Source organism: Streptococcus infantis (genome assembly GCF_964243025.1).
GTDB classification, from domain to species: Bacteria; Bacillota; Bacilli; order Lactobacillales; family Streptococcaceae; genus Streptococcus; species Streptococcus infantis_N.
Genome location: NZ_CAXTDJ010000004.1, coordinates 90,761 through 109,991, shown reverse-complemented (window position 1 = coordinate 109,991; position 19,231 = coordinate 90,761). Strand labels below are relative to the sequence as shown.

The following is a 19,231-nucleotide window of genomic DNA, read 5'->3' as shown; positions in this document are numbered from 1 at the left end:
AAACAACCATTTCACTTCAAATCATGTTTATAAATCATTCCCACTCAACGGTTGCAGGTGGTTTACTTGTGATATCATAGACGATGCGGTTAACGTGGTCAACTTCGTTTACGATACGAACAGAGATTTTTTGGAGCACTTCCCAAGGGATCTTAGCGAAGTCAGCTGTCATACCATCGATAGAAGTGATAGCACGGATAGCGATGGTGTAGTCGTAAGTACGTCCATCTCCCATAACACCTACTGAACGAACGCCAGTGTTAACAGTGAAATATTGCCAGATGTCGCGGTCAAGGCCAGCTTTAGCGATTTCTTCACGCAGGATAGCGTCTGATTCACGAACTGTTTCAAGTTTTTCTTCAGTGATTTCACCCATGACACGGATAGCAAGTCCTGGTCCTGGGAATGGTTGGCGCCATACGATGTGGTCTGGCATACCAAGTTCAGTACCAAGTGCACGAACTTCGTCCTTGTAAAGAGTGTTGAGTGGCTCGATCAGTTCAAACTGCATGTCTTCAGGAAGTCCACCCACGTTGTGGTGAGACTTGATGGTTTGAGCAGTATCCGTACCAGACTCAATCACGTCAGTATAAAGAGTTCCTTGAGCAAGGAATTTCACATCTGTTAGTTTGCTTGCCTCATCGTCAAAGACATAGACAAACTCGTTACCGATAATCTTCCGTTTTTGTTCAGGATCAGATACACCTGCCAACTTATCAAGGAAACGTTTGGCAGCATCTGCCTTAACGATGTTCAACCCAAACTTACCACCAAGCATATCCATAACTTGGTCAGCTTCTCCTTTACGGAGAAGACCGTGGTCTACAAAGATACAGATCAATTGATCGCCGATAGCTTTTTGGAGAAGAACCCCAACAACAGAAGAGTCAACACCACCAGAAAGTCCGAGAAGAACACGTTTATCTCCAACTTTTTCACGGATTTGTTTGATTTGCATCTCGATGAAGTTATCCATAGTCCAGTCACCTTTGGCACCACAGATATTTAAAGCAAAGTTACGCAAAATATCATAACCGTGAACTGAGTGGCGAACTTCTGGGTGGAATTGGATACCGTAAATTTTCTTATCAGGGTTTTCAATAGATGCATAAGGACAGTCTGCAGAAGTTCCAGTACGAACAAAGTCAGCAGGAATTTCCGTTACAGCATCCCCGTGGCTCATCAAGACAAGTTGCTCATCTGGAGTACCCGCAAAAAGAGCTGATTCTGTGTGAGTCAATGTTGATTGACCGTATTCACGGTTACCAGCATCGCCTGCAGGAACAACTTTTCCTCCAAGCTTGTGAGTCAATAGCTGCATACCATAGCAGATTCCCAAAATCGGAATTCCAAGTTCAAAAATCTCTGGATCAATATCAAACGATCCTTCTTCGTAAACAGAGTTTGGACCACCTGAAAGTACAATCCCAATAGGATTGATAGCACGGACTTCGTCAGCCGAAATCTTGTGACTTTTTAGTTCTGAAAAGACACCAATCTCACGGATACGACGTGAGATGAGTTGGTTGTACTGGCTACCATAGTCCAACACGATGATCTTTTCGACATCTTGCAAATCAGTTGAAATGTTGCTCATCTTTTCCCTTTCTTCAAAGAAATATCTTCTTGAATATTCTATCATAAAAGGGTTAGAATTACCAACCAAACAAGTGCGGTTTGACTTTTCCCTATGAGTTACGGTACAATGGAAAAAATAAAGAAAAGAAGTGATCAAGCATGTTACCAGCTTATATGAAAATCCACGACCAAATCAAGAAAGACATTGATGAGGGAAGTTGGAAAATTGGGGAAAGACTTCCAAGTGAGCGAGATTTAGCAGAAGAATTTGCCGTTAGCCGCATGACCTTACGTCAAGCAATCTCTCTTTTGGTTGAAGAAGGGGTTTTGGAACGACGTGTAGGTAGTGGGACCTTTGTTTCAAGTACACGTGTTCAGGAAAGAATGCGTGGAACAACTAGTTTTACGGAGATTGTTAAAGCTCAAGGGAAAACTCCGTCTAGTCACTTGATTTCTTATCGTCGAACCATTCCAAATGAGCAAGAAGTGGCTAAACTTGGTTTACTGCCAACTGATAACATCATTCGTATGGAGCGTGTTCGCTATGCCGACAAAGTCCCTGTAGTCTATGAAGTGGCGTCGATCCCTGAGAAATTTATCAAAAATTTCAAAAAAGAAGAAGTAACCAAGCACTTCTTTCAAACCTTGCAAGAGCATGGTTATCGAATTGGTAAATCTCACCAGACCATATATGCGCGTTTAGCAAAAGAAAAGATAGCTCATTACTTAGAAGTTGAAAAAGGGCATGCTATTTTAGGTTTGACTCAGGTTTCTTACTTTGATGACGGAACGGCTTTTGAGTATGTAAAGAGCCAATACGTCGGAGAACGGTTTGAATTTTATCTAGAAAATAATTAGTTTATAACATCACTCTTAAAGTAGAAACTCATCTATTTTAAGAGTTTTTATTTGGTTATGATTAGAAAACACTTTCCTAGTAAGAAAAATAGCAATCATACGAGTATTTTTCAAAGATTCGTGTTATAATAGTTAGGTTATATGGTCCCGATAAGGTGGTGGGATTGATTGTAAATACTCTTCCTACCAGTTCTTTGTAACTCTATAACGAATATTTTTTAAGGGGGGACATTTTTATGTCAGAACGTAAATTATTCACGTCTGAATCTGTATCTGAGGGGCATCCAGATAAGATTGCAGACCAAATTTCAGATGCTATCTTGGATGCTATTCTAGAGCAAGACCCAGAAGCACACGTGGCTGCTGAAACAGCTGTTTATACTGGTTCCGTACATGTTTTCGGTGAAATTTCAACCAATGCTTATGTCGATATTAACCGAGTGGTTCGTGATACCATTGCAGAAATCGGTTATACCAATACAGAGTACGGTTTTTCTGCGGAGACGGTAGGAGTTCACCCATCCTTGGTAGAACAATCACCAGATATCGCTCAAGGGGTTAATGAAGCCTTAGAAGTTCGTGGGAATGCGGATCAAGATCCACTTGATTTGATTGGAGCTGGCGACCAAGGTCTCATGTTTGGTTTTGCGGTGGATGAAACTGAAGAACTCATGCCATTGCCAATCTCACTCAGCCACAAGTTGGTTCGTCGCTTGGCAGAGCTACGTAAGTCTGGTGAAATTAGCTACCTTCGTCCAGACGCTAAATCTCAAGTTACTGTTGAATATGATGAAAATGACCAACCAGTGCGTGTGGATACTGTCGTTATTTCAACTCAACACGATCCAGAAGTCAGCAATGAACAAATCCATGAGGATGTAATCAACAAGGTCATCAAGGAAGTGATTCCAGCTTCTTACCTAGATGATGAGACTAAATTCTTCATCAATCCAACAGGTCGTTTCGTTATCGGAGGACCTCAAGGGGACTCAGGTTTGACGGGTCGTAAGATCATCGTGGATACCTATGGTGGTTACTCACGTCACGGTGGTGGTGCCTTCTCTGGTAAGGACGCGACTAAGGTTGACCGTTCAGCTTCTTATGCAGCTCGCTATATTGCCAAAAACATTGTTGCTGCAGGTCTTGCTAAGAAAGCAGAAGTGCAATTGGCATACGCGATTGGGGTAGCTCAACCTGTATCTGTCCGTATCGATACTTTCGGTACAGGAACAGTAGCTGAAAGTAAGCTTGAAAAAGCAGCGCGTCAAATCTTTGACCTTCGTCCTGCAGGAATCATCCAAATGCTTGATCTCAAACGTCCAATCTACCGTCAAACAGCGGCTTATGGACATATGGGACGTACAGATATTGATCTTCCATGGGAACGCTTGGATAAGGTAGAAGCCTTGAAAGAAGCCGTTAAGTAAACTAAAAAAAGATTGGTTCTTAGACCAATCTTTTTTATGTTAAAAATTAGTTATCCAGGTTTTTTACAAAAGCCCAGTTTCCAATAGATTTTGTTCCGTACTCCAACATCATCGAATCTAGTAATTCATACTTGTTTTTTTCATAGAAACAAACATTTTTTTCAGTACTAGTAATCAAGCCCAAGCGTTTGCAGCCTTTGGATTTAAGATAAGGTTCAATACCTTCTTGTAGAAAAGCACTCCCGATTCCTTGGTTTTGACTAGAAGCGTTGACACCCAACATCATCAAATACCAGTCAAAATTTCCGGATCTTTTCAAATGCTGTTCGGAACGTTCCACCAAATCAAGATATTTCAAGAGATTGCGCGGAGTAATAAAACGGAAAAGCTTGACCATACCATTCAGCAAATAAGATAGAATGGAAAAATCCTTTTGTTGCAGGAGGGCAACGGCCATGATTTCCCCGTCTTGTTCAGCGACTAGACAGGTCTCTCCTTTGATATAGAGTTTGGTCAGAAGGCTATCCAATAATTCTAAGAATGCTGGGTAATATTCTGGTTTTTTTAAATCGTCTTTGATAAGAGTCATGAAAGGGTAGTCCATAAAGGCACCAGCCAACACTTTCCCGATTTTTTGGTATTCATCTAGCCTGGCTTCTCTGTATACTATTTCTTTCATATCAAACTCCTTCATTAAAATCTCTCTATCTATTATAACGAAATTTCTCATATTTTTCGATTAAAGTGTGAATTTTTCACAAAAAGTTTAGACAGGGTAGTTATTTTAGAAATGTACAGAAAAAAAGCATAAAAAACCCCCGCAGTTTTAACTGTAGGGTAGATTAATTCTATTTTGTAGGGATTGAAATCTCAATCAATTTATCAGAATAGAGGGTTTTAATATTTGCCTTATCAATAGCCTGTTGATTAATTTTACGACTGAGGAAAAATTCTTTAATTTTTTCCATTTCTTTTTCACGGATTGCCCGATGTTTATTGGAAATGAGGATTTCGTAATGAAGTGGAGCCTGAGTAAAAATAACATCTGTATTTCCCGCAGAATAAACCTCTACAAGCGTTGCGTCGGTACTTTCTAGCTGACTTTTAACAAGTTGCGAGTGTGAATTTGTAGTATTGATAAGCTTCATAGGGATTCCTCCTGTATTTCTATGTCTATTATAGCACTTTTTGGGAAATTTGGTAAAGATAGTTTAAATTTGATGTTGTTTTTTCCAAGCTTCAATCGCCCATTTGTGACTTCCACGTTTTAAGTTAGCAATAGCTTCATCGATTGGGAACCAAGCTAAGTGATTGAAGTCCTCGAGAGGTTTTTGGATTTCTTGATAAGAAGTAGCTTCGTAGAGATAGGCTGGATTGTAGTAGTAGGTATCACGATGTCTAGAATAAAAATATTCATCAGCTTGGCCGTAGTAGGTGCCGATTTCAGCTGTAAATCCTAATTCTTCAATCAACTCTCGTTTGAGAGCTTCGAGATGGTTTTCGCCTTCTTCGATTTCACCTCCTGGTAAGAACCATGCACCATTTGGAGCTTGTACGAGGATAATCTTTTCATGGTTTGCATCAGGTATGACTGCATAAACTCCATATCTATTTTTGTAGGTTACTCCCTCTTTTTTTTCTCCAAATGTTGGATTTGCCATAAAGTTCTCCTTCGTGAGTGCGCTTTCTTTCTATAATAGTAAAGAATGCTCTTACTGTCAAGCAAGAAAATTCTTTTGTATATGAGGAATTAGTCGTCTGACTCAACTGTTTCTATTTTATTTTTTGGCTTAATCAGGATTTTCCCCTTACTTGTCATGACTGCCTTGAGCTCTTTTTCGCTTGGATTTTCAAGGTAATAGTCCGTAATGGCATCTTCGATATAGTCCTGAATAGTTCGACGTAGTGGACGAGCTCCCATTTTTGGATCGTAGCCAAGGTCTACAAGTTTTTCTTTAACCTTATCTGTAACATCGAGATGGATGTTATTGCTTGAGAGTCGTTTATTTACATCATCTAGCATGAGGTCAACTATTTGAAGGAGATTTTCCTTGCTGAGAGCCTTGAATTCGATAATGCCATCGAAGCGGTTCATGAACTCAGGGCTAAAGAAATTGCCTAATTCTCCAAGGACGGAGTTGGTACGACCTTCTCTAGCAGCACCAAATCCAACACTAGCTTCAGCTTTGCCTGTACCTGCATTTGAGGTCATGATAATGATGGCATCCTTAAAGCTAACAGTGCGTCCTTGACCGTCCGTTAAACGGCCATCATCCAATACTTGAAGGAACATATGCATAACATCTGGATGGGCTTTTTCAACCTCGTCAAGGAGGATAAGTGAGTAGGGGTTGCGACGCACTTTTTCGGTCAATTGACCTGCTTCATCATAACCGACGTATCCTGGAGGGGCACCGACGAGTTTAGCAACGCTATGTTTTTCCATGTATTCGCTCATATCAAAGCGAATCATGCTATCAGCAGACCCAAAGAGTTCGATGGCCAGTTGTTTAGAGAGCTCTGTCTTACCGACACCAGTAGGACCAACAAAGAGGAAGCTACCGATTGGACGGTTTGGAGTTCCAAGCCCAACACGGTTACGGCGGATAGCCTTAGCAATCTTATCAACTGCATCATCTTGACCAATGACATGAGCCTTGAGGTCGTCTGCTAGGTTGATGAGTTGAGACTGTTCTTTTTCTTTCAAATCACCAACTGGAATATTAGTCTTTTGCTCAATAATGTGTTCAATCGTCTTTTCACTGATAATCGGGGTATCCTGATCCGTTACTTTTGTCTTTTGCATTTCTTTATATTTAGCAATCTGGTCACGGAAGTAGGCTGCTTTCTCAAAATCTTCATCTCGAGTTGCTTGGGCCTTGAGATTTTCTGCCTCGATTAAGCGTTGGTCGATGACCTTAGGATCCACAAAATTCAAAGTTAAGTTCATTTTAGAACCAGCCTCATCTAGGAGGTCAATAGCCTTGTCCGGCAAGAAACGATCTTGGATGTAGCGGTTAGAAAGAGTAGCAGCAGCTTCGATAGCAGCATCTGTATAATGAACGTGGTGGTAATCTTCGTATTTCTTTTGGATACCTTTGAGGATAATAATAGTCTCTTCCACAGTTGGTTCATCCACCTTAACAGGTTGCATACGGCGCTCAAGGGCGGCGTCTTTTTCAATGATGCGGTATTCATTGAGGGTAGTAGCACCAACTAGTTGAAGTTCGCCACGAGAAAGGGCAGGTTTCAGAATATTTCCTGCATCCATATTACCGTCTCCAGCAGAACCCGCACCGACAATTTCATGAATTTCGTCGATAAAGAGGATGACATCTTTGCGCTCACGAATTTCTTCCATGAGTTTTTGCATGCGCTCTTCGAACTGTCCACGAATTCCTGTACCTTGGACAAGGCTAACAACGTCTAAACGAATGACTTCTTTCCCTTGAAGTTTGTGGGGAACATCACCATCTACAATTTTTTGAGCGAGGCCTTCGACAACTGCTGTCTTACCAACACCAGGCTCTCCGATAAGGACGGGATTGTTTTTGGTTCTACGATTGAGAATTTCAATGACACGGATGATTTCTTCGTCGCGACCGATAACAGGATCGACATTTCCACGGCGGGCAATCTCAGTTATGTTGATACCGTACTCATCCAAGAGTCCTTTTTCTTGACTAGGAGGAGGTGTTTGAGCTGGCCCTCGATTTTGGGAACCAAAACCACCATTGCCACCATATCCACCACCTGACTGGGTTGGAGGAACATTATTATTAGAAGAAGGTCTAAAGTTATTCAGATCATTAAAGAAGTCTCCAAATGGATCAAAATCACGATTGTTTAAATCTGTAATGCCTTTGAATAAGCTATTGTTTGGATCTGTTTTGATAATTTTGTAGCAATTTTGGCAAAGGTCAATTTGCTTTTGTTGTCCATTAAGATTGGTGTAAAGATGGATCGTTGAGTCATTGATTTTACAATTTTGACAGAGCATACCACTACCTCGTTTCTTTCTTGGCTTTGACTAAAACAGAAAGGTCAAAAATAGTCAAAGTTCTTTAGTCTCATTATATCATGATTGAAGGGGAAAGCAAGTAAAAAGATTGAGTCTTAGAAGTCATGATAAAAGAGTTTTGTAGATGAAATATAGGGATAAAAAGAAAAATCCTATTTGTCATGCAAAAAGGATTTTCATTGGTCAAAGCAGGAGACTTCTCCGGCATTTATTCAACAATTAGTATAAAAGTTCGTAGATTTCCATCGCAATGAGGTCGATGCTATCAAATGTATATGTTTCACGAGCTTCAACGTCACGAAGTGTAAAGAGTGGTCCGTTTTCTTCGTCGTGGTTAAAAGCAACCTCTGCGACAACAACTCCTTCGCGCTCAAAGTTACGTTTCAAGTTACCACCATCTTTAGTCATTGCTTCTAAGCGATTGATGATTCTAACCAAATGTGATTCCATTTTGATTCTCCTCCATTTCTTATCTTTACTATTTTACCATAAACAGACTCGACTTGACTAGAAAAAAACTAAGATTTCTCGCTATTTCTATCGTCTTTGAAAATTTATTGAAAATATTAGGAGAAAATGTTGAATTTTTATGCAATATATGTTATCCTTATACAAGTTTTAAGTTTAAATATTAAAAGCAGAAAGTAGAGTATCCATGAATTTTTCTTTTTTACCGAAATATCTACCATATTTTAACTATGGAGCCGTTGTAACAATTATCATATCTATCTTGGTGGTCTTCTTGGGGACCATTCTAGGAGTGCTGTTGGCCTTTGCACAACGTTCAAAAATTAAACCACTCGCCTGGTTTGCTAATCTATATATATGGGTCTTCCGTGGGACTCCGATGATGGTGCAGATTATGATTGCATTTGCCTTGATGCATATTAGTGCTCCGACTATTCAAATTGGGATCTTAGATGTTGATCTGACTCGTTTGATTCCAGGGATTTTGATTATCTCTATGAATAGTGGTGCCTATGTATCAGAAACGGTTCGTGCTGGGATTAATGCAGTGCCAAAGGGACAATTAGAAGCAGCTTATTCACTAGGTATTCGTCCTAAGAATGCCATGCGCTATGTCATTTTACCCCAGGCTATCAAAAATATCTTACCTTCTCTAGGAAATGAGTTTATCACTATTATCAAGGATAGCTCGCTCTTGTCAGCTATCGGGGTTATGGAGTTGTGGAATGGAGCTACTACAGTATCAACAACCACTTACCTACCTTTAACACCGCTCTTATTTGCAGCCTTTTACTACTTGATTATGACCTCTATCTTGACACTGGCCTTGAAAGCTTTTGAAAATCGTATGGGACAAGGAGATAAGAAATAATGACTGAAACACTTATAAAAATTGAAAACCTTCATAAAAACTTTGGGAAAAATGAAGTTTTAAAAGGAATTGATCTTGAAATTAAAAAAGGGGAAGTAGTGGTGATTATCGGACCTTCTGGTAGCGGTAAGTCAACCCTCCTTCGTTCGATGAATCTCCTCGAAGAAGCTACTAAAGGAAAAGTCATATTTGAAGGTGTTGACATTACCGATAAGAAAAATGACCTCTTTGCCATGCGAGAAAAGATGGGAATGGTTTTCCAACAATTTAATCTCTTCCCGAATATGACAGTGAAGGAAAACATCACACTTTCTCCAATCAAGACAAAAGGTGAAAGTAAGGAAGTGGCTGAGAAGAGAGCGCATGAGCTCTTGGAAAAGGTTGGTTTACCAGATAAGGCAGATGCTTATCCTCAAAGTCTGTCTGGTGGGCAACAACAACGTATCGCTATTGCTCGTGGTCTAGCCATGGAGCCAGATGTCCTACTCTTTGATGAACCGACTTCTGCTCTAGACCCAGAAATGGTAGGAGAAGTACTAGCAGTTATGCAAGAACTTGCTCAGTCAGGAATGACCATGGTTATCGTAACGCATGAAATGGGCTTTGCTCGTGAAGTAGCAGATCGTGTCATCTTTATGGCTGATGGTGTCGTTGTCGAAGACGGAACTCCAGAGCAAGTCTTTGAACAAACCCAAGAACAAAGAACCAAGGATTTCTTGAGTAAGGTTTTGTAAGAATACCATGAAAAGCTCCAAGTGGGCTTTTTCTTATAGTTTCAGACTATAGGGTATCTTAGGTAAGAAGTGTTAGAATGCCGAACGATTTTCTGTTATAATAGAGAATATTTGTTAGAAAAGAGAAAATACATGACACAGATGATTGATGGAAAGGCTTTGGCAGCTAAGCTACAAGGCCAGTTGGCTGAAAAAACAGCCAAATTAAAGGAAGAGACAGGTTTGGTTCCAGGATTGGTCGTTATTTTAGTCGGAGAAAATCCAGCAAGCCAAGTTTACGTACGCAACAAGGAGCGTTCTGCTATCGCTGCAGGCTTCCAAAGTGAAGTCGTGCGAGTTCCTGAGACCATTACTCAAGAGGAATTGTTAGAATTAATCGCTAAATACAATCAAGATCCAGCTTGGCATGGGATTTTGGTTCAGCTGCCATTACCAAAACACATCGATGAAGAAGCTGTTTTACTAGCCATTAATCCAGAAAAGGATGTGGATGGTTTCCATCCACTCAACATGGGACGCCTCTGGTCTGGTCACCCAGTTATGATTCCTTCAACACCTGCAGGAATTATGGAAATGTTTCATGAATATGGGATTGACTTAGAAGGTAAAAATGCGGTCGTAATTGGTCGTTCCAATATTGTCGGGAAGCCTATGGCCCAGTTACTGTTGGCTAAAAATGCAACTGTAACCTTGACTCACTCTCGCACCCACAATCTAGCCCAAGTAGCTTCTAAAGCCGATATTTTGGTCGTAGCCATCGGTCGCGCCAAATTTGTGACTGCTGACTTTGTCAAACCAGGTGCAGTTGTCATTGATGTGGGAATGAACCGAGATGAAAATGGCAAGCTCTGTGGAGATGTTGACTACGATGCTGTTGCACCAATTGCTAGTCATATCACCCCTGTACCTGGTGGAGTTGGTCCAATGACCATTACCATGCTGATGGAGCAGACTTATCAGGCTGCTTTAAGAACGCTGGATAGAAATTAAGTTTATGATGAAAAATGGTTGAGATAGTGATATCTCGACTTTTCATTTGCTGTAAAGATACTTATTTCAATTGATGTTTTTCTTTATTTTATGTAGTATAATGAAAGTAAGAACAAGCATGAAGGAGTAGCTTATGAAAGTCATTGATCAAGCTCTACTAAAAAAAGTAATCATCGAGCGTCCTTGTTCTAGTCATAAGGGAGACTACGGTCGTCTTCTCTTGATTGGGGGAACGTATCCTTATGGTGGAGCGATTATTATGGCTGCTTTAGGGGCGGTTAGAAGTGGCGCAGGCTTGGTGACAGTAGCAACGGATAAAGAGAATATTCCAGCTCTGCATAGCCATCTGCCGGAGGCTATGGCTTTTGACCTTGATGATAAGCAATTACTTGAGCAACAGTTACAGAAAGCAAGTGTTGTCTTGGTCGGACCTGGACTAGTGGATGATGAGCGTGGAGAAGAGCTTCTCCAAATAGTCTTTCATCATTCAAATCAAGATCAGACCCTCATACTGGATGGTGGCGCCCTATCTATTTTAGCGAAGGCTGAAATGAATTTTCCCAAAGCTCATCTTGTTTTAACGCCACACCAAAGGGAATGGCAAGTCTTGTCAGGCTTAGATTTGGATTCCCAAGGCACTGAGGAAACAGGGGAGGCCTTGAAGAGATTTCCTTCAGGAACGATTCTAGTTCAAAAAGGTCCTGCTACCCGAATTTGGCAAGCTGGTCAAACTGATTGTTATCAATTGAGTGTTGGCGGCCCTTATCAGGCGACTGGGGGAATGGGTGATACTCTGGCTGGGATGATTGCTGGCTTTGCAGGGCAATTTCCTCGAGTTAGTCTGTATGAAAGAGTGACGGTAGCGACATATTTGCACTCAGCAATTGCTCAAGAATTGGCTGAGGACAACTTTGTAGTTCTGCCAACCACGATTAGTCAACATATTCCTGCATTCATGAAAAAAATACAAAAAGACACCTGAAAATATCAGGTGTCTTTTGATGATTAGAAGAGGCCTTTGACCTTATCTACAAGACCGTCAAGTCCTTCTGATCCTGAGACCAAAGCTTGTGCTTGGCTTAGGTACTCACCGAGTTGATCCTTGTTTTCTTCAACAAAAGTTTTTGCTGCAGAAAAATCTTTGTTCTCAATGAGTTCTTTTACTTGATTAAACAAATCTAATGGGTTCATGAGTTCCCTCCTTTTCTACAATTTAATTCAATCATTTTTTTTCGAATCTTGCAAGAAACTTGACTCTTCAAATAAAGTTCAGGGGTGTCAAATGGTGCAAATTTTGATATAATTTTTAGTGATGAATTTTAGAAATAATCGGTATGTGGTTGTAGATTTAGAAGCTACAAGTACCGGAAGCAAGGCAAAAATCATCCAAGTGGGAATTGTAGTCATTGAAGATGATGAGATTGTTGAACAGTATGCTACTGATGTCAACCCTCATGAACACTTGGATTCTCATATCAAAGAATTAACGGGTTTGACTGATAAACGTTTGGCAAAGGCTCCAGAGTTTTCTCAGGTGGCTGAAAAGATTTTTGAACTGGTCAAAGACGGTATTTTTGTTGCGCACAATGTTCAGTTCGATGCTAACTTATTGGCAGAATTCCTCTTTTTTGAGGGTTATGAATTGCGCACGCCTCGTATCGATACAGTGGAGTTGGCTCAAATATTTTACCCTCAGCTTGAGAAGTATAATCTCGGCATTCTTTGCCAAGAGTTGGGGATTCCTCTAGAGCAAGCCCATTCAGCCCTATCTGATGCCCAAGCAACAGCAGAACTCTTTCTTTGTATGAGACAAAAGATGTTTGGACTGCCAAAAGGGTTGTTGGAGCGCTTATTGAGTTTATCAGACAGCTTACTCTATGAATCTTACCTAGTCATAGAGGAAGTTTATCAGAAGCAGTCTCTCCTCGTTGATCATGATTTGGTAGAAGTGCAAGGTTTATTTTTGAGAAAAGAAAAGCCAGTCCTTTCTCCACGCAAACTCTCAAAAGATTTCGAGACCAATATTGCCTTGCTAGGTTTGGAAGAGAGAAGTCAACAAGAAGAATTTGCCCAAAAGGTTCAAGAGTTTTTACAAGGGGAAGCCATTTCCTTTATTCAGGCTCAAACAGGAATCGGGAAAACCTATGGTTACCTGCTACCGGCCTTGTCACTTGAGAATGAAGAGGGAATCCTACTCAGTGTTCCGACTAAAATCCTTCAAAATCAGGTGATACAAGAGGAGGCTAAAAGACTAGAAGAGATTTTCCATATCTCTATTCATAGTCTTAAAGGTCCTCAGAATTACTTGAAGCTAGATGCCTTTCATGCAGCGCTAGAGGAAGAAGAGTCCAATCGTTTGTATACTCGTTTCAAGATGCAACTTCTAGTTTGGTTGACAGAGACAGATACAGGAGATTTAGACGAGATTGGTCAGCTATATCGCTACCAGCAATTTTTACCGAACTTGGTACACGATGGCAACCTTCACAAAGACTCTCTCTTTTGGCTAGAGGATTTTTGGAAACGAGGTCAGGACAAGGCTCGTTCTTGCAAGTTGCTTGTGACCAATCATGCTTACCTCGTTACTCGACTTGAAGATGATCCTAGTCTCTTAGAAGGGCGTCTCTTGATTTTAGATGAAGCCCAGAAAGTCTTGTTGACATTGGAAAATCTTTCTCGTAAAACTTATTTGTTAACGGATTTGCTAGATCAACTAGACCAAGCTCTATCGAGGGAAGAGGGTATGCTTCAAAGACGCTTGCTAGAAAGTATTCGTTTTGAAGTTTCTTACCTACTCGATCAGTTCTTATCTGGTAAACGGAAGATGTGCCCAGCTAGTAGCATTGACAAGCTCCGCCAAGATTTTTCTGAGTTAAATTTACCAGAATTTAAAGACTATCAGAGATTTTTTACATCTGAGGGAGAATTTTGGTTATCGACTTCAGATGTGTCTAGTAAGAAGGTTGAAATCACTTCTAGTCGCAATCATCGTTTGCTCTTTTCTCAGATTTTCCCAGAAACCTGTCAGCTATTAGGAATCTCTGCAACCCTTGAAATTAGTAGTAGGGTTTCTTTACCAGAATTGTTAGGTTTTCCTCAAGCTGCCTTTTACTGCATGGACGAACAGTTTCAGGAAAATCAGGAAATCTTGTTGGTGAATGATTTTCCGTTGGTGACAGAAATTTCATCCGAGGAATATGCACAAACAATTGTAGAAGTTCTAGAAGAATTATTCCAGCTTGAAGAACCCATTCTAGTCTTATTTACTGCAAAAGATTTATTGTTGCAAGTTTCAGATGCTTTGAGGGTTCCCCATCTGGCCCAGTACAAGCACGGTGAACCTGCCCAATTGAAAAAACGCTTTGAAAGAGGCGAGCGTGAGCTCTTGCTTGGGGCGGGAAGTTTTTGGGAAGGTGTCGATTTTTCAAGACATCCTCGAGTGATTGAAGTGGTGACTCGTTTGCCTTTCCAAAATCCAGAAGATCCCTTTACTAAAAAGATGAACCAAGAGCTCCGTCTTGAAGGGAAAAATCCTTTTTATGATTATCAGCTTCCTATGGCCATTATTCGCCTCAAGCAAGCGATTGGACGAACCATGCGTCGAGTGGGGCAACGCTCTGCAGTTCTGATTCTAGATAGCCGCATGGCAAGTAAACGCTATGGTAAGCAAATCAGCAAGGCTTTATCTCGTACTAGTCGAGTTAGAGTCATTAGCCGAGAGCAAGTATTCTCAAAAGTTCAAGAATTTTTAAATAAACAATGAAATGAATACCTGAAAGAATGAAGGAGGCCTTTTATGAAACGTTCTCTCGACTCTAGGGTCGATTATAGTTTAATATTACCAGTATTTTGTTTGTTGGTGATTGGAGTTGTAGCTATTTATATAGCAGTTAGTCATGACTACCCAAACAATGTTTGGCCCATACTAGGACAACAACTGGCTTGGATATCGCTAGGAATTGTTTTTAGCTTCATAGTCATGTTTTTTAACACAAAATTTCTCTGGCAGTCCACACCTTATTTATATGGACTCGGTCTAGCCTTGATGGTCTTGCCTTTAGTCTTCTACAACCCGAGTTTAGTAGCTGCAACTGGTGCGAAAAACTGGGTGTCAATCGGTGGTTATACACTCTTTCAACCTTCCGAATTCATGAAGATATCCTATATTTTGATGCTGGCATACGTTATCGTAACCTTTACCAAGAAACATAAAGACAAAGAACGAACGATTGGTTTAGATTTTTTATTAATTTTGTGGATGATTATATTCACAATGCCTGTTATGGTTTTGCTAGCCTTGCAAAGTGACCTTGGTACAGCTATGGTTTTTGTTGCAATCTTTGCAGGACTTGTCTTATTGTCTGGTGTTTCTTGGAAGATTATTATTCCAATTTTTGTAGCAGTTGTATCGGCGATTGCAGGCTTCCTAGCAATCTTTATCACAAAAGACGGGCGAGCCTTTATGCATCAGATTGGGATGCCAACTTATCAGATAAATCGTATCCTAGCTTGGCTCAATCCGTTTGATTATGCCCAAACGACTACCTATCAACAGGCACAGGGTCAAATCGCGATTGGTAGCGGTGGTATCTTTGGTCAAGGCTTTAATGTGTCTAATCTTCTTATTCCAGTCCGAGAGAGTGATATGATTTTCACAGTAATCGCGGAAGATTTTGGATTTATTGGTTCAGTTGTTGTGGTTGCTCTCTATCTACTGCTCATCTATCGCATGTTAAAGATTACCCTAAAATCCAATAATCAATTTTATACCTACATCTCAACTGGATTTATCATGATGCTCTTGTTCCATATCTTTGAAAATATTGGTGCTGTTACTGGTCTTCTTCCTCTGACAGGGATTCCTTTGCCCTTTATTTCCCAAGGTGGATCCGCTATTATCAGTAATCTAATTGGTGTCGGTTTGCTTTTATCAATGAGCTACCAAACCCATTTGGCTGATGAAAAGAGTGGTCGAACAAGATTCAAACGTAAAAAAGTTGTGTTGAAAAAAGTGAAATAAGGAGGTCGCTATGCCTAAAGTTGCAGTTATCCTAGCAAACGGCTTCGAAGAAATTGAAGCCTTGACGGTCGTAGACGTCATGCGCCGCGCAAATATCACCTGCCATATGGTAGGATTTGAAGATAAAGTGACAGGTTCACATGCTATTCAAGTTCAAGCTGATCGAGTGTTTGACGGTGATTTATCAGAGTATGACATGATTGTTCTTCCAGGAGGTATGCCTGGTGCTGCCCACTTGCGGGACAATGAGCAATTGGTCTCTGAGCTTCAAAGATTTGAGGAAACCGGTAAAAAAGTAGCAGCCATCTGTGCTGCTCCAATTGCTTTGAATCGAGCTGGCCTCCTAGAAGGAAGAAACTTCACCTGCTATGATGGAGTCCAAGAACAAATTGCTGACGGTCACTACCATAAAGAAACAGTCGTTGTAGATGGCAATATCATTACGAGCCGTGGTCCAGCAACAGCTTTGGCTTTTGCCTATCACTTAGTTGAAACACTGGGCGGAGATGCTGAGTCACTAAGAAATGGCATGCTATACACAGATCTATTTGAAAAATAATGAACAAACGGAGGAGAATCTTTCTTGATGGAGAAGATTCTTCTCTTTTTTAATGGCAAAAACCAAGGTAAACATCGCTTTTTTTTATAAAAAATGGTATAATGAAGGGTATGAAATATCACGATTACATCTGGGATTTAGGTGGAACCCTGCTTGATAATTATGAAACTTCTACAGCAGCTTTTGTAGAAACATTAGCAGAGTTCGGGATTGAGCAGGAACACGATAGTGTATACGAAGCTTTGAAGGTTTCGACTGCCTTTGCTATCGAAAAGTATGCTCCAGGTATTGAAAACTTTCTTGAAAAATATAAGGAAAATGAAGCCCGTGAGCTTGAACACCCAGTTTTGTTTGATGGGATTCCTACTCTTTTAGAGAATATTTCGGACCAAGGTGGCCGTAACTTCTTGGTTTCTCATCGAAACGACCAAGTATTGGAAATTCTAGCGAAAACTGAGATAGCTCCTTACTTTACAGAAGTAGTGACGGCTAGTTCAGGTTTTAAACGCAAGCCTGATCCTGAATCGATGATTTATTTACGTGATAAGTATCATATAAGGTCAGGTCTAGTCATTGGTGACCGTGCCATTGATGTAGAAGCAGGACATGCTGCAGGCTTAGATGCCTATCTCTTTGAGGATGTTGTGTCCTTAAAACAAGCAATAGACATGTAAGAAAAAGGGGAAAAATGACAGAAGATATTAAAAACCAACAGGCACAAGATTATGATGCCAGTCAAATTCAAGTTTTGGAAGGTCTGGAGGCTGTTCGTATGCGTCCAGGTATGTACATCGGTTCAACTTCGAAAGAGGGTCTTCACCACCTAGTCTGGGAAATCGTAGATAACTCTATCGACGAAGCCTTGGCTGGATTTGCTAGTCATATCGAAGTTTTTATTGAGCCAGATGATTCAATTACAGTTATTGACGATGGGCGTGGTATCCCTGTTGATATCCAAGAAAAAACAGGTCGTCCTGCAGTTGAAACAGTCTTTACTGTTCTTCACGCCGGAGGTAAATTCGGCGGTGGCGGATACAAGGTATCTGGTGGACTCCATGGTGTAGGGTCATCAGTTGTAAATGCTCTTTCAACACAGTTGGATGTTCGCGTTCATAAAAATGGAAAGATTCACTACCAAGAATACCGTCGTGGACATGTTGTTGCAGACCTTGAGGTGATCGGGGATACGGATAAAACAGGAACAATCGTTCACTTTACTCCAGACCCAGAAATTTTTATTGAGACAACGACATTTGATTTTGATAAATTAAATAAACGGATTCAAGAGTTAGCCTTTTTGAACCGTGGGCTTCAAATTTCTATTACTGACAAACGTGAAGGACTTGAACAAACCAAGCATTATCACTACGAAGGTGGGATTGCGAGCTACGTTGAGTACATCAACGAAAACAAGGATGTTATCTTTGATACACCAATCTACACAGACGGTGAGATGGATGATATCACAGTTGAAGTAGCCATGCAGTACACAACGGGTTACCACGAGAATGTCATGAGTTTCGCCAACAATATTCATACCCATGAAGGTGGAACACATGAGCAAGGTTTCCGTACAGCCTTAACTCGTGTTATCAATGACTATGCTCGTAAAAACAAGCTTCTAAAAGATAACGAAGATAACCTAACAGGTGAGGATGTCCGTGAAGGATTGACAGCCGTTATCTCTGTGAAACATCCAAACCCTCAGTTTGAAGGGCAAACTAAGACCAAACTTGGAAATAGTGAAGTTGTGAAGATTACCAATCGCCTCTTCAGCGATGCATTTTCTGACTTCCTTTTGGAAAATCCACAGATTGCTAAGCGCATCGTTGAAAAAGGGATTTTGGCTGCCAAAGCGCGTGTTGCTGCCAAGCGTGCGCGTGAAGTTACTCGTAAAAAATCCGGCTTAGAGATTTCAAATCTTCCAGGAAAATTAGCTGACTGTTCATCAAACAATCCAGCTGAAACTGAACTTTTCATCGTCGAAGGAGACTCAGCGGGAGGTTCTGCGAAATCAGGCCGTGACCGTGAATTCCAAGCTATTTTACCAATTCGTGGTAAAATCCTCAACGTTGAAAAAGCGAGTATGGACAAGATTTTAGCTAATGAGGAAATCCGTAGCTTGTTTACAGCTATGGGAACAGGATTTGGTGCTGAGTTTGATGTTAGCAAAGCTCGCTATCAAAAACTGGTTATCATGACAGATGCCGATGTCGATGGTGCTCATATTCGAACACTCTTGTTAACTTTGATTTATCGTTATATGAAACCCGTTCTAGAGGCAGGATATGTTTATATCGCTCAACCACCGATTTATGGTGTTAAGGTTGGTAGTGAAATCAAAGAGTATATTCAACCAGGAGCAGATCAGGAAACACGCCTGCAAGAAGCTTTAGCACGCTACAGCGAAGGTCGTTCTAAACCAACCATTCAACGTTATAAAGGTCTTGGAGAGATGGATGACCACCAACTTTGGGAAACCACGATGAATCCTGAACATCGCCTCATGGCTCGTGTATCAGTAGATGACGCTGCAGAAGCAGATAAGATTTTTGATATGCTCATGGGTGATCGAGTAGAACCACGTCGAGAATTCATCGAAGAAAACGCTGTTTACAGTACTCTTGACGTATAAAAAAATTGGGAAATAGTTCCCAAGGTTTGAAAAATATGATATAATCATTACAATTGTGTCATGTATAAAA

Annotated in this window: 18 protein-coding genes; 11 read left to right on the top strand and 7 right to left on the bottom strand. The window is 40.7% G+C overall.

What is annotated here, in order from left to right; all coding sequences use genetic code 11:
• Nucleotides 1-34 precede the first annotated feature (34 nt).
• A complete protein-coding gene (gene guaA / locus ACESNQ_RS05825; protein WP_004253965.1) occupies nucleotides 35-1,597 on the bottom strand; it encodes a glutamine-hydrolyzing GMP synthase in 1,563 nt (520 codons plus the stop codon).
• A gap of 140 nt (nucleotides 1,598-1,737) precedes the next feature.
• On the opposite strand from guaA, the gene ACESNQ_RS05820 reads away from it, so the two are divergent.
• The gene (locus ACESNQ_RS05820; RefSeq protein WP_024054207.1) at nucleotides 1,738-2,436 is read left to right on the top strand and encodes a GntR family transcriptional regulator; all 699 of its coding nucleotides are present in this window, start codon (nucleotides 1,738-1,740) and stop codon (nucleotides 2,434-2,436) included.
• Nucleotides 2,437-2,672: 236 nt separating this feature from the next.
• Nucleotides 2,673-3,863 (top strand): methionine adenosyltransferase, encoded by a 1,191-nt coding sequence (gene metK / locus ACESNQ_RS05815; RefSeq protein ID WP_049494917.1) that lies wholly within the window; start codon nucleotides 2,673-2,675, stop codon nucleotides 3,861-3,863.
• Nucleotides 3,864-3,909: 46 nt separating this feature from the next.
• Here metK and ACESNQ_RS05810 read toward each other — a convergent pair whose 3' ends face one another.
• The 5 genes from ACESNQ_RS05810 to ACESNQ_RS05790 all read right to left on the bottom strand — a co-directional run bounded on the left by ACESNQ_RS05810 (nucleotide 3,910) and on the right by ACESNQ_RS05790 (nucleotide 8,334).
• Nucleotides 3,910-4,542: a GNAT family N-acetyltransferase gene (locus ACESNQ_RS05810; protein WP_373075719.1), complete on the bottom strand. Its 633-nt coding sequence runs from the start codon at nucleotides 4,540-4,542 to the stop codon at nucleotides 3,910-3,912.
• A 169-nt stretch (nucleotides 4,543-4,711) separates the two neighbouring features.
• Complete coding sequence (locus ACESNQ_RS05805) at nucleotides 4,712-5,011, bottom strand: DUF1827 family protein (RefSeq protein ID WP_006152517.1); 300 nt, start codon at nucleotides 5,009-5,011, stop codon at nucleotides 4,712-4,714.
• A gap of 63 nt (nucleotides 5,012-5,074) precedes the next feature.
• The gene (locus ACESNQ_RS05800; RefSeq protein ID WP_006152478.1) at nucleotides 5,075-5,524 is read right to left on the bottom strand and encodes an NUDIX hydrolase; all 450 of its coding nucleotides are present in this window, start codon (nucleotides 5,522-5,524) and stop codon (nucleotides 5,075-5,077) included.
• 89 nt (nucleotides 5,525-5,613) lie between these two features.
• Nucleotides 5,614-7,863 (bottom strand): ATP-dependent Clp protease ATP-binding subunit, encoded by a 2,250-nt coding sequence (locus ACESNQ_RS05795; RefSeq protein ID WP_373075717.1) that lies wholly within the window; start codon nucleotides 7,861-7,863, stop codon nucleotides 5,614-5,616.
• A gap of 240 nt (nucleotides 7,864-8,103) precedes the next feature.
• The gene (locus ACESNQ_RS05790; protein WP_004253825.1) at nucleotides 8,104-8,334 is read right to left on the bottom strand and encodes a DUF1797 family protein; all 231 of its coding nucleotides are present in this window, start codon (nucleotides 8,332-8,334) and stop codon (nucleotides 8,104-8,106) included.
• Between the two features lie 205 nt (nucleotides 8,335-8,539).
• Here ACESNQ_RS05790 and ACESNQ_RS05785 point away from each other — a divergent pair, with 205 nt between their 5' ends.
• The 4 genes from ACESNQ_RS05785 (at nucleotide 8,540) to ACESNQ_RS05770 (ending at nucleotide 11,929) form a co-directional block, all read left to right on the top strand.
• Nucleotides 8,540-9,223: an amino acid ABC transporter permease gene (locus ACESNQ_RS05785; RefSeq protein ID WP_004253828.1), complete on the top strand. Its 684-nt coding sequence runs from the start codon at nucleotides 8,540-8,542 to the stop codon at nucleotides 9,221-9,223.
• Nucleotides 9,223-9,957, top strand: coding sequence for an amino acid ABC transporter ATP-binding protein (locus ACESNQ_RS05780; RefSeq protein WP_223339508.1), 735 nt, complete (start codon nucleotides 9,223-9,225; stop codon nucleotides 9,955-9,957). The genes ACESNQ_RS05785 and ACESNQ_RS05780 overlap by 1 nt, the downstream gene beginning before the upstream one ends.
• A 132-nt stretch (nucleotides 9,958-10,089) precedes the next feature.
• On the top strand, nucleotides 10,090-10,947 hold the full coding sequence (locus ACESNQ_RS05775; RefSeq protein WP_373075714.1) for a bifunctional methylenetetrahydrofolate dehydrogenase/methenyltetrahydrofolate cyclohydrolase: 858 nt from the start codon (nucleotides 10,090-10,092) through the stop codon (nucleotides 10,945-10,947).
• Nucleotides 10,948-11,080: 133 nt separating this feature from the next.
• Nucleotides 11,081-11,929, top strand: coding sequence for an NAD(P)H-hydrate dehydratase (locus ACESNQ_RS05770; RefSeq protein ID WP_373075712.1), 849 nt, complete (start codon nucleotides 11,081-11,083; stop codon nucleotides 11,927-11,929).
• A 23-nt stretch (nucleotides 11,930-11,952) separates the two neighbouring features.
• On the opposite strand, the gene ACESNQ_RS05765 is transcribed toward ACESNQ_RS05770, so the two are convergent.
• The gene (locus ACESNQ_RS05765) at nucleotides 11,953-12,138 is read right to left on the bottom strand and encodes a hypothetical protein (protein WP_006148859.1); all 186 of its coding nucleotides are present in this window, start codon (nucleotides 12,136-12,138) and stop codon (nucleotides 11,953-11,955) included.
• A gap of 121 nt (nucleotides 12,139-12,259) precedes the next feature.
• Here ACESNQ_RS05765 and ACESNQ_RS05760 point away from each other — a divergent pair, with 121 nt between their 5' ends.
• The 5 genes from ACESNQ_RS05760 (at nucleotide 12,260) to gyrB (ending at nucleotide 19,161) form a co-directional block, all read left to right on the top strand.
• A complete protein-coding gene (locus ACESNQ_RS05760; RefSeq protein ID WP_373075710.1) occupies nucleotides 12,260-14,710 on the top strand; it encodes a bifunctional DnaQ family exonuclease/ATP-dependent helicase in 2,451 nt (816 codons plus the stop codon).
• 33 nt (nucleotides 14,711-14,743) lie between these two features.
• On the top strand, nucleotides 14,744-15,967 hold the full coding sequence (locus ACESNQ_RS05755) for an FtsW/RodA/SpoVE family cell cycle protein (protein ID WP_373075708.1): 1,224 nt from the start codon (nucleotides 14,744-14,746) through the stop codon (nucleotides 15,965-15,967).
• A gap of 10 nt (nucleotides 15,968-15,977) precedes the next feature.
• Nucleotides 15,978-16,526 carry a DJ-1 family glyoxalase III gene (locus tag ACESNQ_RS05750; protein WP_373075706.1) on the top strand — a complete coding sequence of 183 codons (549 nt, stop codon included), beginning with the start codon at nucleotides 15,978-15,980 and terminating at the stop codon, nucleotides 16,524-16,526.
• 110 nt (nucleotides 16,527-16,636) lie between these two features.
• A complete protein-coding gene (locus ACESNQ_RS05745; RefSeq protein WP_373075704.1) occupies nucleotides 16,637-17,200 on the top strand; it encodes an HAD family hydrolase in 564 nt (187 codons plus the stop codon).
• A gap of 14 nt (nucleotides 17,201-17,214) precedes the next feature.
• Nucleotides 17,215-19,161: a DNA topoisomerase (ATP-hydrolyzing) subunit B gene (gene gyrB / locus ACESNQ_RS05740; RefSeq protein WP_373075702.1), complete on the top strand. Its 1,947-nt coding sequence runs from the start codon at nucleotides 17,215-17,217 to the stop codon at nucleotides 19,159-19,161.
• The last annotated feature ends 70 nt before the right edge of the window (nucleotides 19,162-19,231 follow it).